Genomic DNA, 12776 nt, shown 5'->3' with positions numbered 1-12776 from the left:
ATGGCTAGTCTGACCGGACAGGCCAGTGAGGGAGGGTTTGATGCTTCGGAGATCCGTATTTGTCACCGCGCTGATCGCGGCAACACCGCTGGCCGCGCAGGACGCGGCCCTTGTGATTGGCAATGAGAATTACCGGGCGGCGCCCGATATATCCGGCGCCGAAGATGCGCTGGATGCCGCCGACGCGCTTGAGGCGGCGGGGTTCACCCTGCGCAAGGGCGCGGACCTGCCCACCGCCGCGCTGCGCGACCTTCTCAGTGACCATTACGGCGATACGGGCCAGGCCGGGCGCAGCGTGATCCTGCTGTCCGGCAACTTCGCCCATCACGGAACGAGGACATGGTTCCTGGGGACCGAGGCGAAGGCCCCCGGCCTGACCGAGGCGGACATGGCGGGCCTGTCGCTTGGCACCGTGCTGGAACTTGCCGCCGAACGTCCCGGCGCGGCGATGGTGCTGCTGGGGACGGAAGGCCATCGCATGACGCTGGGGCGCGGGTTGATCGCGGGCATCGGATCGCTTGAGGTGCCGCAGGGCGTGACGGTCATTTCGGGCGACGCGGCGGATATTGCCGCCTTCGCCGCCGACATCCTGACCCGGCCGGGCCAGACCCCGGCCCAACTTGCCGCCCGCGCGGGCGATCTGACTGTGACGGGCTTTCTCGGCAATGCGGCACCGTTCATTCCCGTTCCCGACGCCGCCCCGGCGGAGCCAGCGGCGGGGCAATCCGATCAGGTGGAGCGTGACCTTTGGGCGACGACGCAGGCCATCGACACGGTGCAGGGCTACGAATCCTATCTGCGGCGCTACCCGCAGGGGCTTTTCACCGATGCCGCGCGAAGGGCGATCGCGCTGAAGAACGACCCGGCGGCACAGGCGAAGGCGGCGGAAGACGCGCTGCGCCTGACCCGCGACCAGCGGCGGCAGATCCAGCGCGATCTGTCGATCCTCGACATCGACCCGCGCGGGATCGACGGTCTGTTCGGGCGCGGCTCGCGCGCGGCGATCGTGACCTGGCAGCAGCGCAACCGCTATGAGGCGACGGGCTTTGTCACCGCCGAACAGATCGCGGTCCTTGCGGCGCAGGCCGAAAAGCGCGCCGCCGAGCTTGAGATCGAGGCCGCCAAAAGGCAGGCGCAGCTGGAACGGGAGGACCGGCTTTACTGGGAACAGACCGGCAAGGCGGGCGACGAGGCGGGGCTGCGCGCCTATATCAAGCGCTATCCTGACGGGCTTTTCGCCGAACTGGCGCAGGAACGGCTGGCCGTTTTCGACGAACAGCGCAAGCAAGAGGCCGCCGCCGCCGACCGCGCCGCCTGGGATCAGGCGCTGAAGCTGAACACGGCCGCCGGGTTTCGCGAGTATCTGGCCGCCTATCCGAACGGCGCCTTTGTGGAGGACGCCAAACAGATCCTTGACGACATGGGCGCGTCAGACGCCGACCGGGCTGCAAAGGCGGGTGAGGATGCGCTGGGCCTGAATGACGGGCTGCGGCGGATGATCGAACAGCGGCTGGCGGCGCTGAACCTCAAGCCCGGCCGGATCGACGGCACTTTCGACAAGGAAACGCGGCGCGCGATCCGGCGTTACCAGCAGGCGCGCGGGCTTCCGGTCACCGGCTATCTCAGCCAGCAGACGGTGGCGCGGCTTCTGGTGGATTCGCTCTGAACGGCTGCCGGGGGACAGCCCGAAAAGACGAAGGCCGCCGGGGGTGCCGGCGGCCTTTCGCATAATCTGTCCGCCTGGATCAGCCCTGACGGGCCTTGAAGCGGCGCTGCGTCTTGTTGATCACATAGACGCGGCCCTTGCGGCGCACGACCTGACAGTCGCGGTGACGCAACTTCAGCGAGCGGAGCGAGTTCCTGACCTTCATAGGTCTTCTCCTATTCGCGGCGCGCGTGCGCCATTGAAACAAAATCGCCCCCGAATCGGGGGCGGGTGGTGGGCGGTACTGGGATCGAACCAGTGGCCACTACGATGTCAACGTAGTGCTCTACCGCTGAGCTAACCGCCCGTTCCGTCAACGATTCCGCCGGTTCCAAGGGATTGGAACGCGGCAGGCTCCGCGTCGGTCCCGCGGTCTATAAAAGGAGTCGCATCCGCTTTCAAGGGGTTTCGACTTCGGTCTATTTCCCCTTATAGTTCGCGGATTGGAGGACGATTTCATGGCGCCGTTGCCTTACGACCTGACCTTGCCGGACCGGCATCTGACAAGTGTCATCTTTTCGTCCCCGCATAGCGGCCGCGATTACCCGTCGGGCTTCGTCCGCAAAAGCGTTCTGGACGAGCGCACGATCCGGTCGTCCGAAGATGCCTTCATCGACGACCTGCTGGATTGCGCGCCGTCGCTGGGCGCGCCCCTTCTGGCCGCGCGCTGCCCGCGCGCCTATGTCGACCTGAACCGCGGCCCGGATGAGCTTGACCCCGCGGTGATCGAGGGGCTTCGGCCCGCGGGCTACAATCCGCGCGTGTCCTCGGGCCTTGGCGTCATTCCGCGTGTCGTCGCGGGCGGCAAGGCGATCTATCGCGGCAAGCTCAGCCCGGACGAGGTGATGGGGCGGATCGACGATTGCTGGACGCCCTATCACGATTGCCTCAAGGGGCTGATCGCGAAAAGCCGCACCGCGTTTGGCGAGGCGATCCTGCTTGATATGCATTCGATGCCGCATGAGGCGGTCGATTCCATCGCTGCCGCCGGGGCGCGGCGGCCGGAGATCATCCTTGGCGACCGTTTCGGCGCTGCCGCCTCAAGCCAGGTCGTCGACCGGGTTGAGGCCGCGTTCGAGGCGGCGGGCCTTCGCACGCTGCGCAACGCGCCCTTCGCGGGCGCCTATATCGCCCAGCAATACGGCCGCCCCGCCGGTGGCACCCATGTCATCCAGATCGAGATCGACCGCGCGCTTTACATGAATGAGCGTGAGATCCGCCCGAACGGCAATTACAAGGGCTTCAAGAAGCTTCTGGCCGGGATCGTCGCCGAGGTGATCGAGATTGGCCGCCCGGCCGAGATGCTGTCCGCCGCCGAATAGTCAGCGCATACTCAGCGCAGCGCCCGGCCCTTCACGATCGCATCGGCCCCGAACCGCGCCCGGATCGCATCCGCCGCACGTTCCGCCCCCGCCCGGCGTTTCGCGTCGGGGTCAAGAAGATCGGGCGTCAGGTCGGCGGCGCTGGCGGCCACGATGTCCGACAGGCCGACCCCGATCAACCGATAGGCATCGCGCCCGCCGACATGGGCGAGCAGATCGGCCGCCTCGCGGTACAGCCGGTCCGCCATCTGCGTCGGCTCGCGCAGCGTGTGGCGGCGGGTGATCGTGGTGAAATCGGCGCGCTTCAGCTTCAGCGTGACGGTCCGCCCGGCAAGACCCTTGGCCTTGGCGCGGTCGGTCACCTTTTCCGACAGCCGCCAGACATGGCCGTCCAGAAGGTCGCGGTCGGCTATATCGTCGTCAAAGGTCGTCTCGGCCGAGATCGACTTCATCGGCTCATTCGGGGTCACGCGCCGGAAATCCTCGCCCCGCGCAAGGTGCCAGAGACGGTCGCCGATCTGCCCGAAACGCTGGATCAGGTCCTTGCGGTCCCAGCGGGCGAGGTCGTCGAAGGTACGGATACCGGCGGCGTCCAGCTGCGCCTGACTGGCCGCCCCGACGCCCCAGATCATGCGGACCGGCTTGCCCTTCAGAAACGCCGCCGTATCGGCCCGCCCGATGACCGAAAAGCCGCGCGGCTTGTCGAGGTCCGAGGCGATCTTGGCAAGGAACTTGTTATGCGACAGCCCGACCGATCCGGTCAGCCCAAGTTCCTCCTCCATCCGTTTCAGAAGCCGGGCGAGAAGGACGGCGGGCGGCGCCTTGTGCAGCCGCTCGGTCCCCGTCAGGTCCAGAAACGCCTCATCAAGCGACAGCGGCTCAACCACCGGCGTCATCGCGTCCATCAGCGCCCGGATCTGGCGCGAGACGGCGGCATAGTGACTGCCGCGCGGCTTGATGACGACCGCCTCGGGGCAAAGGCGCAGCGCCTGAAACATAGGCATCGCCGAACGCACGCCCTTGATCCGCGCAAGATAGCAGCAGGTGGAAACGACACCCCGCTTAGCCCCGCCGACGATCACCGGAACGCCGCGCAGCTCCGGGTTGTCGCGCTTTTCGACGCTGGCATAGAAGGCGTCGCAATCCATATGCGCAATGGAGAGCGTCAAAAGCTCGGGATGCGCCACGATGCGCGGGGACCGGCAGGCCGGGCAGCGGGGGCCGGTCTGAAAGGTCGTCAGGCAATCGCGGCAGAGCGCAGGCATGGGCAGAGATTACCGCAGTCAACGGGCGCGCGAAACGGGCTTTGCTATGGGCTAACGGTCAAGCCGCCCCATGATCCGGCTGCGCACGTCCTCCTCCTCTGCCGCCAGCGCCCGCATCAGCGCGCGAAGATCGCCGCGTGTGCCGTGAAGCTGATCGACAAGGCCCATGACGATCCCCAGCGCATCGTCATTCATGTCGAAATCGTCGCAAAGATCGCAAAGCAGCTCGATCCGCGCGATGTCCACCTGCCGGTAGACGACGCGGCCGCCAGTATCTGCGGGGCGGATGACCTCGGCCCGCACGAACCGCGCCAGAAGCGCGTGATCCAGCCGCGTCACGGCGGCCAGCGTTTCCTCTTCGCTCAGGAAAACAGGTTGGTCGGTCATGCCGTCACCCCCTTGCGCGGATCGTAGCCATGGGTCTTGCGCCACTCCTCCATGAAGCGGGCAAGGTCGTCGTCCACCGCCTTCGGCATCACGATCCTTAGCTCGATCCGCTGATCGCCCGCCGTGCGGCCCTTGGCCGCGATCCCCCGGCCGCGCAGCCGCAACACCTGGCCGGTGCTGGCGCCCTTCGGGACCGTCACCTTGACCGGCCCGTCGATGGTCGGCGCCTCGACCTTGGCGCCCAGAATGGCCTCGTCAATCGTGATGGGCAGGGTCATCACGATGTCGTCGCCGTCGCGCGAAAACACCGGATGCGGGCGGATCGACAGCGTCACATAGGCGTCCCCGGCGGAGCCGCCGCCATAGCCTGGCCCGCCCTTGCCCCGCAGGCGCAGGGTCTGGCCGTCCGCGATGCCCCTTGGGATCTTCACCTCAAGATCGCCGCCATCGGGCAGGGTGATGCGCATCGACCCGCCGGTCGCGGCCTCGATGAACGGTACGTCGAGCGCGTAATGCGCATCCGCCCCCCGCGCCTTGACGTCCCGCCCGGCAAAGCCGTCGCCACGCTGCCGGTTCTGGCGGCGCAGGAATTCGGCGAAGATGTCGGCCTCATCCCCATAGCCTTCATAGCGCGGCCCCTGACGGTAGGGATTGCCCGGCTCCTCGGCGAAATCGCGGTAATAGCTGCGTTGCTGCGGCCGTTCCTGCCCGCTTGCGTCGATCTCCCCCCGGTCGAAGCGCGCCCGTTTCTCCGGGTCCTTCAGCAGATCGAAGGCCGCCGCCGCCGCCTTGAACCGCGCCTCGGCCGCCGCATCGCCGGGATGCAGGTCGGGATGGCTGTCCTTGGCGATCTTGCGATAGGCCTTCTTGATCTCATCCGCGCTGGCATCCTTTGCGACGCCAAGCACGTCATAGGGATTGTCGCTCATCACTTCCCCGCCGCTGAGTCCTTTGCCATGGGATTAGAGCGGCATCCGGCGTCTATCGCAACCGGATGCGGGACCGCCATGCGGACCATGGGGCTTTCCTCCCCCCGCACATGCGGGCATAGTCCGGCCGGGGCGAATTTGAGGAGACAGTCATGGATTTCGGGCAGGCCTTGGGCGCATTCATCGGCGGCAACGGGGTTATCCTCGCGCTGGCTGTCTTTGTCATCATCTGCATCTTCCTGGGCGTCAGGATCGTGCCGCAGTCGGAAAAGCACGTCGTCGAACGCTTCGGGCGGCTGCGCGCCGTGCTGGGGCCGGGGATCAACTTCATCGTGCCGTTCCTGGACAAGGTCGCACACAAGATCTCAATCCTCGAACGGCAGTTGCCGAACGCGCTTCAGGACGCGATCACGGCTGACAACGTGCTGGTGAAGGTCGAAACCAGTGTCTTTTACCGCATTATCGAGCCGGAAAAGACCGTCTACCGCATCCGTGACGTGGACGGCGCCATCGCCACCACGGTCGCCGGGATCGTCCGGTCGGAGATCGGCAAGATGGAGCTTGATCAGGTGCAGTCGAACCGCGCCCAGCTGATCGACCGGGTGCGCGAGCAGGTGGCCGCGATGGTCGACGACTGGGGGATCGAGGTGACGCGGGCCGAAATCCTTGACGTCAACCTTGATGAGGCGACGCGGGCGGCGATGCTGCAACAGCTGAACGCCGAACGGGCGCGCCGTGCGCAGGTGACCGAGGCGGAGGGCAAGAAGCGCGCGGTGGAGCTTGCCGCCGATGCGGAGCTTTATGCCGCCGAACAGCAGGCCAAGGCGCGCCGCATCTCGGCCGAGGCCGAAGCCTTTGCGACCGAAGTCGTGGCCAAGGCGATCAAGGAAAACGGAATCGAGGCGGCGCAATATCAGGTCGCCCTGAAGCAGGTTGAGGCGCTGACCGCCGTGGGGCAGGGGACCGGCAAGCAGACGGTCATCGTGCCGGCCAACGCGCTTGAGGCCTTTGGCGATGCGTTCAAGATGCTGAAAGGACGGGCATGATGGCGCTTTGGCAGGAATGGTGGGTCTGGATGGTGGCGGGCGCGGTGCTTGCCATCCTTGAGGTGCTGATCCCCGGCTTCATCTTGCTAGGCTTTGCCATCGGTGCCGGGATCACCGGCGCGCTTTTGTGGCTTGGCGTTCTGGGCGGGTCGCTGGCGGTGCTGCTGCTGGTCTTCGGGGTGTCCTCACTGATCGCCTGGCTGGCGCTGCGGTCGCTGGTCGGGGTGCGGCACGGGCAGGTCAAGATCTGGGACCGCGACATCAACGACAACTGAACCGGCCCCGGCCGGGCAGCGATTTTCCGCAACCTTTGCGTGATCGCGTCGGCAAGAGGAGGCCGATGACGGGAAATTGGACTCGCCTGTCGCGGGTATCTTCGCCATTCTCGGAACAGAGAGTCCGACAAGGAGCGGCAGATGGCAGCGCGAAAGAAGGGCGGCTTCAATCCGGGACGTGGCGGCAGGCGGATGTCTGGCGGGCGTGCGGGGAAGAAGACCGGAGGCGGGTTCCTGACCCGCTTTGCGCTGTTCGTGGCGCTGGGGACGCTGGTCCTTTGGCTGGTCGATCGCCCCGTGATGCCGGAACAGCGCGGCGCGGAGACAAGCCCCGCCGGTGCCAGCGTCGATGCCGGATGACCTGACCCCTGGCCGGGCCTGACCGGATCAGGAAAGCTCCTCGATAATCGCCCGCGCGGCGCTGACCGGGTCGGGCGCGGCCCAGACCGGGCGGCCGACGACGATGTGATCGGCCCCGTCGGCGATGGCCTGCGCCGGGGTCGCGACGCGTTTCTGGTCGCCAAGTGCCGCCCCGGCGGGCCTCACACCCGGCGTCACGATCAGCCTACCTGCCGCCTCGGGCAGGGCGCGGACCAGCGCCGCCTCGCGCGGGGAACAGATCACGCCATCGGCCCCGGCGGCAAAGGCGCGCCCGGCGCGTTCTACGACGATGTCCCGCACGTCGCCCGGCCGGATCAGCGCGGCGTCAAGATCGGCGCGTTCCAGCGAGGTCAGGACGGTGACGGCAAGGATCTTCAGGTCCTTGCCCGAGGCTCCGTCCTTGGCGGCGCGAACCACGTTCGGGTCGCCGTGAACGGTCAGGAAATCGAGGTCGAACTGCGCGATACCCCTGACCGCCGCCTCTACCGTCGCGCCGATGTCAAAGAACTTCATGTCGAGGAAGATGCGCTTGCCGTGATCCTGCTTCAGCTCATTGGCCAGCGCGAGACCGCCGCCGGTCAGCATGCCAAGACCGATCTTGTAGAAGCTGACCGCATCGCCAAGTCGCCGGGCAAGATCCAGCCCGTCAAGCGCATTGGGAACATCGAGGGCGACGATCAGCCGGTCGTCGGCGCGGGTCTGGGACAGGACGGTCACGGGGCCACCTCCTTCTGGACTGCGGCGGGTGTGCGGGTTGCGGGGGCCGCTGTCAAGCGTGTCGGGCCTGAGTCGCCGGGCGGTGCAAGGCCGGATGTGGCAGAGGGGTAGGATCGGCGGATCGGGTGCAGGGTACGGCACGCCCACCGCGCAGGTTCCCGCCGGTCCGGCGACGGGGCGGCGATCCGCCGGGGAGAACGGTGCAAATCGGCCATCCGCGGCCCAAAAAGAGGTTGTTTTATAATTGGTTAGGGATTCGCCTCCTGCGCTGGCAGACTGACAGCGTAAGGAAACAGGAGGCCAGGATGCAGAATGAACATCACATGACGGGCCGTCCCACCTATGACGACCGTCTTCCCATGGACGACCGGAGCGGTGCGCCGCGCGGCGGCAAGATCCTGATCGCTGTGGCGGCGCTGATCGTCATCATCGGTGCGCTTCTCTGGTTCGGCTCGGGCGGGGATACCGCCGGGACCGGGGACCAGATGCGCCCTGCGGCAACCGCCCCGGCCGAAGCCCCCGCAGCGATGCCCGAAACCTCTGCCCCGATCGCGGCGGACCCGGCAACGGACGGGGCCATGCCGCCGACCGATGCGGCACCGGCCCAATAGGTCGGCCAGCCGACGGGGCGGCAGCCCCCAGTCGCGCCCGCACATCGCCACCACCACGGAACCGTATGGGCGCGACGGTTACAGCCGGGCATCCCGCCCGGCTGTATACCTTTGGGCGCGCCTTTTCAGACCGGCTTTCTGCGAAACGCCGAGGGCATGGCATCATTGCGCGGCAAAAGCCCGTCCTGCGCAAGATGCGCCATCTGGCGCGGATGGGCCGGGACGATCCCGAGATAGCGCCCGGTCGAGGTCAGGAGATGGTTGGCAAGACGTGTCATCGACGCTCCTCCGTTAAGGTTAAGCGTCATTAGGCCTGATTCCGGTTTCCATTTCGTTGCCGTGAATTCCCGCTGTCCCCCGCCTTGAAAAGAGCGCCCCCCGTCGCCAATTCAGATGCAAGACCCGGGATGTGTCGTGCCGCAAATGTGGGCGACCGGACGCCGGGGGCTAGCAAAGGAGAATGACCGATGAACATGGAAAAGTTCACGGAACGGTCGCGCGGGTTCCTTCAGGCCGCTCAGACCATCGCGATGCGCGAGGAACATCAACGGGTTGTTCCCGAACATCTTCTGAAGGCCCTTATGGATGACGATCAGGGCCTGTCGGCCAACCTCATCACCCGCGCGGGCGGTGAGCCGAAGCGCGTGCAGGAAGCGGTCGATCAGATGATCGCCAGGATGCCGAAAGTGTCGGGCGGCGACGGGCAGGTCTATGTCGATACCTCTCTTGTCCGCGTGCTGGACGAGGCGGAGAAGATCGCCAAGAAGGCGGGCGACAGTTTCGTGCCGGTGGAGCGCGTTCTGATGGCGCTGGCCATGGTGAACACCAAGGCCAAGGATGCGCTGTCGGCCGGTGCCGTCACGGCGCAGAACCTGAATACCGCGATCAACGATCTGCGCAAGGGCCGGACGGCGGATTCGGCCTCGGCCGAGGAAGGCTATGACGCGCTCAAGAAATATGCGCGCGACCTGACCGAGGCGGCCGAGGAAGGCAAGATCGACCCGATCATCGGGCGCGATGATGAGATCCGGCGCACCATGCAGGTCTTGTCGCGGCGCACGAAGAACAACCCGGTCCTGATCGGTGATCCCGGCGTCGGGAAGACCGCGATCGCCGAGGGCCTTGCCCTGCGCATCGTCAACGGCGATGTGCCGGAATCCCTGCGCAACAAGAAGCTCATGGCGCTGGACATGGGCGCACTCATCGCCGGCGCGAAGTATCGTGGTGAGTTCGAGGAGCGGCTGAAATCCGTTCTGAAAGAGGTCGAGGCCGCCGCGGGCGAAATCATCCTGTTCATCGACGAGATGCACACGCTGGTCGGCGCCGGGAAATCCGACGGCGCCATGGATGCCGCGAACCTTATCAAACCGGCTTTGGCGCGGGGCGAATTGCACTGCGTGGGCGCGACGACGCTGGATGAATACCGCAAATATGTTGAGAAGGACGCAGCATTGGCCCGCCGGTTTCAGCCGGTGATGGTCGATGAGCCGACGGTGGAGGACACGATTTCCATCCTTCGCGGCATCAAGGAGAAGTATGAGCTTCACCACGGCGTCAAGATCTCTGACTCCGCCCTGGTGGCGGCGGCGACGCTGTCGAACCGCTACATCACCGACCGCTTCCTGCCCGACAAGGCCATCGACCTTGTCGATGAAGCCGCCAGCCGCTTGCGGATGGAGGTGGATTCAAAGCCCGAGGAACTGGATGCGCTGGATCGCGAGATCCTGCAAAAGCAGATCGAGGCCGAGGCGCTGAAGAAGGAAGACGATGCGGCGTCGAAGGACCGGCTTGAGACCCTTGAGAAGGAGCTTTCCGGCCTTTCCGAACGCTCGGCCGAGATGACGGCCAAGTGGCAGGCGGAACGCGACCGGCTGGAGTCGTCGCGCGAGATGAAGGAACGGCTTGACCAGGCCAAGATCGAGCTGGAGCATGCCAAGCGGAACGGCGATCTGGCCAAGGCCGGGGAACTGTCCTACGGCGTGATCCCGCAGCTTGAAAAGCAGCTTGCCGCGTCGGATGCCGAGGACGAAGGCCCGATGGTGGAAGAGGCCGTGCGGCCCGAGCAGATCGCAGAAGTGGTCGAACGCTGGACCGGCATCCCGACCTCCAAGATGCTGGAGGGGGAGCGCGAGAAGCTTCTGAAGATGGAAGAGGAGCTTGGGCGCAGGGTCGTCGGCCAGACGCAGGCCGTCGCGGCGGTGTCGCGCGCCGTGCGTCGGGCGCGGGCAGGCTTGCAGGATGAGAACCGGCCTCTGGGGTCGTTCCTCTTCCTTGGGCCGACCGGCGTCGGCAAGACCGAGCTGACAAAGGCGCTCGCCGAATACCTCTTCGACGACGAACATGCGATGGTCCGCATCGACATGTCGGAATTCATGGAGAAGCATTCGGTCGCCCGCCTGATCGGCGCCCCTCCGGGCTATGTCGGCTATGACGAAGGCGGCGTTCTGACCGAAGCCGTTCGGCGGCGGCCCTATCAGGTCGTCCTGTTCGATGAGGTGGAAAAGGCGCACCCCGATGTCTTCAACGTGCTGTTGCAGGTTCTTGACGACGGGCGTCTGACCGACGGTCAGGGCCATGTCGTGGACTTCAAGCAGACGCTGATCGTGCTGACCTCCAACCTCGGGTCGCAGGCGCTAAGCCAGTTGCCCGAAGGCGCGGACAGCGCGCAGGCGCGGCGCGACGTGATGGATGCCGTCCGGGCGCATTTCCGGCCGGAGTTCCTGAACCGTCTCGACGACATGATCATCTTCCACCGGCTGAGCCGCGAGGACATGACCGGCATCGTGGAGATCCAGCTGCGCAACCTGACCAGGCGGCTGGCGCAGCGCAAGATCACGCTGACGCTGGACGAGGATGCGAAGAAGTGGCTGGGCGACGCGGGCTACGATCCGGTCTATGGCGCGCGGCCTCTGAAGCGCGTCATCCAGCGCGACCTTCAGGACCCGCTGGCCGAGATGATCCTGGCGGGCGATGTCCGCGACGGCGAGGAAATCACCGTCACCGCCGGGGCCGACGGGCTTCTGGTCGGGGGGCAGGTCGTGTCCTCCAACCGGCCGCGGCCCGAGGGCGCAGCGTTACACTGATACGGAAATGTGATCGCGAAAATGGCCATGTCCCCTGTGGGGCATGGCCTTTTCGTATCGCGGGCGCCAGTGACGATGTTTCGCTTCGTTACAAATCCCCATCACGGATGTGAGAGGACTTTATTCGCCCTGCGGGGGCGGCCCGTGTACCCTTGGCGATGAAACAAGGGGAGCCTGCGCATGAGAGGCCATCGCCCGGACCTGAAGTGGTCCGATGTCACACCGAAGCATGTCTTCATGAACCGCCGCGCGCTGATCGCCGGGGCAGCGGGGCTTGCCCTAGCCGGGCCAGCGATGGCGAAGCTGGCCTATTCCAGATCGGACTACTCCACCCCCGATGCGCCGACCAATCTGGAAGACATCACCAGCTACAACAATTTCTACGAGTTCGGCTTTGGCAAGGGCGACCCGGCGAAATATGCCGGTGCGCTGACCACGGACCCATGGAGCATCAAGATCGACGGGCTGGTCGACCGGCCGGGGGAGTACGGGCTGGACGACATTCTCAAGGGCGTGTCGCTTGAGGAACGCATCTACCGTTTCCGCTGTGTCGAGGCCTGGGCGATGATCGTGCCGTGGATCGGCTTTCCGCTCTCGGGTCTGCTGGACCGGGTGGGGGTGCAGTCGAAGGCGAAGTATGTGGCCTTCGAAACGCTCCTCCGCCCGTCGGAGATGCGCGCCCAGAAGACCAGCGCGCTCGACTGGCCCTATCGTGAGGGGCTGCGTCTGGATGAGGCGCGCCATCCGCTGACGATCCTTGCCACCGGGCTTTATGGTGAGGAGATACCGAACCAGAACGGCGCGCCGATCCGGCTGGTCGTGCCGTGGAAATACGGCTTCAAGTCAATCAAGTCGATCGTGCGCATCAGCCTGACCGACAGGCAGCCCGAAACCACCTGGAACGCGCTTCAGCCCGAGGAATACGGGTTCTACGCCAACGTGAACCCCGAGGTAGACCACCCGCGCTGGAGCCAGGCGACCGAACGGCGCGTCGGCGCGGGGCTGTTCGGCGGCCGTCAGGATACACTGAAGTTCAACGGCTATGAGGAGGTCGC

Annotated in this window: 14 protein-coding genes and 1 tRNA gene (1 of these 15 running past the window's edge); 8 read left to right on the top strand and 7 right to left on the bottom strand. The window is 65.9% G+C overall.

What is annotated here, in order from left to right:
• Positions 1-40: 40 nt before the first annotated feature.
• The gene (locus LX70_RS10520; RefSeq protein WP_105514732.1) at positions 41-1666 is read left to right on the top strand and encodes a peptidoglycan-binding domain-containing protein; all 1626 of its coding nucleotides are present in this window, start codon (positions 41-43) and stop codon (positions 1664-1666) included.
• 79 nt (positions 1667-1745) lie between these two features.
• Here LX70_RS10520 and ykgO read toward each other — a convergent pair whose 3' ends face one another.
• Positions 1746-1871, bottom strand: coding sequence for a type B 50S ribosomal protein L36 (gene ykgO, locus LX70_RS10515; RefSeq protein ID WP_105514731.1), 126 nt, complete (start codon positions 1869-1871; stop codon positions 1746-1748).
• A gap of 66 nt (positions 1872-1937) precedes the next feature.
• Positions 1938-2012: transfer RNA gene (locus LX70_RS10510), tRNA-Val, on the bottom strand.
• A gap of 151 nt (positions 2013-2163) precedes the next feature.
• On the opposite strand from LX70_RS10510, the gene LX70_RS10505 reads away from it, so the two are divergent.
• On the top strand, positions 2164-3027 hold the full coding sequence (locus LX70_RS10505; RefSeq protein ID WP_105514970.1) for an N-formylglutamate amidohydrolase: 864 nt from the start codon (positions 2164-2166) through the stop codon (positions 3025-3027).
• Between the two features lie 11 nt (positions 3028-3038).
• Here the strand turns inward: LX70_RS10505 and LX70_RS10500 are convergent, their stop codons facing one another.
• Genes LX70_RS10500 through LX70_RS10490 form a run of 3 tightly spaced genes read right to left on the bottom strand, consistent with a single transcriptional unit; the run spans position 3039 to position 5608 of the window.
• Positions 3039-4292: a DNA polymerase IV gene (locus LX70_RS10500; RefSeq protein WP_105514730.1), complete on the bottom strand. Its 1254-nt coding sequence runs from the start codon at positions 4290-4292 to the stop codon at positions 3039-3041.
• Between the two features lie 51 nt (positions 4293-4343).
• Positions 4344-4679 (bottom strand): hypothetical protein, encoded by a 336-nt coding sequence (locus tag LX70_RS10495; protein ID WP_105514729.1) that lies wholly within the window; start codon positions 4677-4679, stop codon positions 4344-4346.
• Positions 4676-5608 (bottom strand): DnaJ C-terminal domain-containing protein, encoded by a 933-nt coding sequence (locus LX70_RS10490; RefSeq protein ID WP_105514728.1) that lies wholly within the window; start codon positions 5606-5608, stop codon positions 4676-4678. Before LX70_RS10490 ends, LX70_RS10495 begins: the two co-directional genes overlap by 4 nt.
• A 152-nt stretch (positions 5609-5760) precedes the next feature.
• Between LX70_RS10490 and LX70_RS10485 the strand changes: the two genes are divergently transcribed.
• The 3 genes from LX70_RS10485 (at position 5761) to LX70_RS10475 (ending at position 7289) form a co-directional block, all read left to right on the top strand.
• The gene (locus LX70_RS10485) at positions 5761-6654 is read left to right on the top strand and encodes an SPFH domain-containing protein (RefSeq protein WP_105514727.1); all 894 of its coding nucleotides are present in this window, start codon (positions 5761-5763) and stop codon (positions 6652-6654) included.
• Positions 6654-6929: an NfeD family protein gene (locus tag LX70_RS10480; protein ID WP_105514969.1), complete on the top strand. Its 276-nt coding sequence runs from the start codon at positions 6654-6656 to the stop codon at positions 6927-6929. Before LX70_RS10485 ends, LX70_RS10480 begins: the two co-directional genes overlap by 1 nt.
• 141 nt (positions 6930-7070) lie before the next feature.
• On the top strand, positions 7071-7289 hold the full coding sequence (locus LX70_RS10475) for a hypothetical protein (RefSeq protein WP_105514726.1): 219 nt from the start codon (positions 7071-7073) through the stop codon (positions 7287-7289).
• A 27-nt stretch (positions 7290-7316) separates the two neighbouring features.
• Here LX70_RS10475 and pyrF read toward each other — a convergent pair whose 3' ends face one another.
• Positions 7317-8018, bottom strand: a complete 702-nt coding sequence (gene pyrF / locus LX70_RS10470) for an orotidine-5'-phosphate decarboxylase (protein WP_105514968.1) — start codon at positions 8016-8018, stop codon at positions 7317-7319.
• A gap of 314 nt (positions 8019-8332) precedes the next feature.
• On the opposite strand from pyrF, the gene LX70_RS10465 reads away from it, so the two are divergent.
• The gene (locus LX70_RS10465; protein ID WP_146111582.1) at positions 8333-8638 is read left to right on the top strand and encodes a hypothetical protein; all 306 of its coding nucleotides are present in this window, start codon (positions 8333-8335) and stop codon (positions 8636-8638) included.
• A gap of 125 nt (positions 8639-8763) precedes the next feature.
• Here the strand turns inward: LX70_RS10465 and LX70_RS20745 are convergent, their stop codons facing one another.
• Positions 8764-8916 carry a hypothetical protein gene (locus LX70_RS20745; RefSeq protein WP_170076174.1) on the bottom strand — a complete coding sequence of 51 codons (153 nt, stop codon included), beginning with the start codon at positions 8914-8916 and terminating at the stop codon, positions 8764-8766.
• A gap of 189 nt (positions 8917-9105) precedes the next feature.
• On the opposite strand from LX70_RS20745, the gene clpB reads away from it, so the two are divergent.
• Entirely contained in the window at positions 9106-11721 is a 2616-nt protein-coding gene (clpB, locus tag LX70_RS10460) for an ATP-dependent chaperone ClpB (RefSeq protein WP_105514724.1), read from the top strand.
• A 180-nt stretch (positions 11722-11901) separates the two neighbouring features.
• Positions 11902-12776: the 5' portion of a protein-methionine-sulfoxide reductase catalytic subunit MsrP gene (msrP, locus tag LX70_RS10455; protein ID WP_105514723.1), read on the top strand. 40 nt of this gene lie beyond the right edge of the window; only the first 875 of its 915 coding nucleotides appear in the window; it begins with the start codon at positions 11902-11904; its stop codon lies off the right edge, out of view.

The organism is Albidovulum denitrificans (assembly GCF_002973535.1).
GTDB classification, from domain to species: Bacteria; Pseudomonadota; Alphaproteobacteria; order Rhodobacterales; family Rhodobacteraceae; genus Albidovulum; species Albidovulum denitrificans.
The sequence above is the reverse complement of the archived record's forward strand: the minus strand, read 5'-3'. Positions and strand labels throughout refer to the sequence as shown.

Bases quoted from the DNA above. Each gene is read 5' to 3' on its own strand.
- clpB (WP_105514724.1), top strand. From the start codon at position 9,106: ATGAACATGGAAAAGTTCACGGAACGGTCGCGCGGGTTCCTTCAGGCC.
- LX70_RS10505 (WP_105514970.1), top strand. From the start codon at position 2,164: ATGGCGCCGTTGCCTTACGACCTGACCTTGCCGGACCGGCATCTGACA.
- LX70_RS10520 (WP_105514732.1), top strand. From the start codon at position 41: ATGCTTCGGAGATCCGTATTTGTCACCGCGCTGATCGCGGCAACACCG.
- LX70_RS10475 (WP_105514726.1), top strand. From the start codon at position 7,071: ATGGCAGCGCGAAAGAAGGGCGGCTTCAATCCGGGACGTGGCGGCAGG.
- LX70_RS10465 (WP_146111582.1), top strand. From the start codon at position 8,333: ATGCAGAATGAACATCACATGACGGGCCGTCCCACCTATGACGACCGT.
- LX70_RS10485 (WP_105514727.1), top strand. From the start codon at position 5,761: ATGGATTTCGGGCAGGCCTTGGGCGCATTCATCGGCGGCAACGGGGTT.
- LX70_RS20745 (WP_170076174.1), bottom strand. From the start codon at position 8,916: ATGACACGTCTTGCCAACCATCTCCTGACCTCGACCGGGCGCTATCTC.
- LX70_RS10495 (WP_105514729.1), bottom strand. From the start codon at position 4,679: ATGACCGACCAACCTGTTTTCCTGAGCGAAGAGGAAACGCTGGCCGCC.
- LX70_RS10490 (WP_105514728.1), bottom strand. From the start codon at position 5,608: ATGAGCGACAATCCCTATGACGTGCTTGGCGTCGCAAAGGATGCCAGC.
- LX70_RS10480 (WP_105514969.1), top strand. From the start codon at position 6,654: ATGGCGCTTTGGCAGGAATGGTGGGTCTGGATGGTGGCGGGCGCGGTG.
- LX70_RS10500 (WP_105514730.1), bottom strand. From the start codon at position 4,292: ATGCCTGCGCTCTGCCGCGATTGCCTGACGACCTTTCAGACCGGCCCC.
- ykgO (WP_105514731.1), bottom strand. From the start codon at position 1,871: ATGAAGGTCAGGAACTCGCTCCGCTCGCTGAAGTTGCGTCACCGCGAC.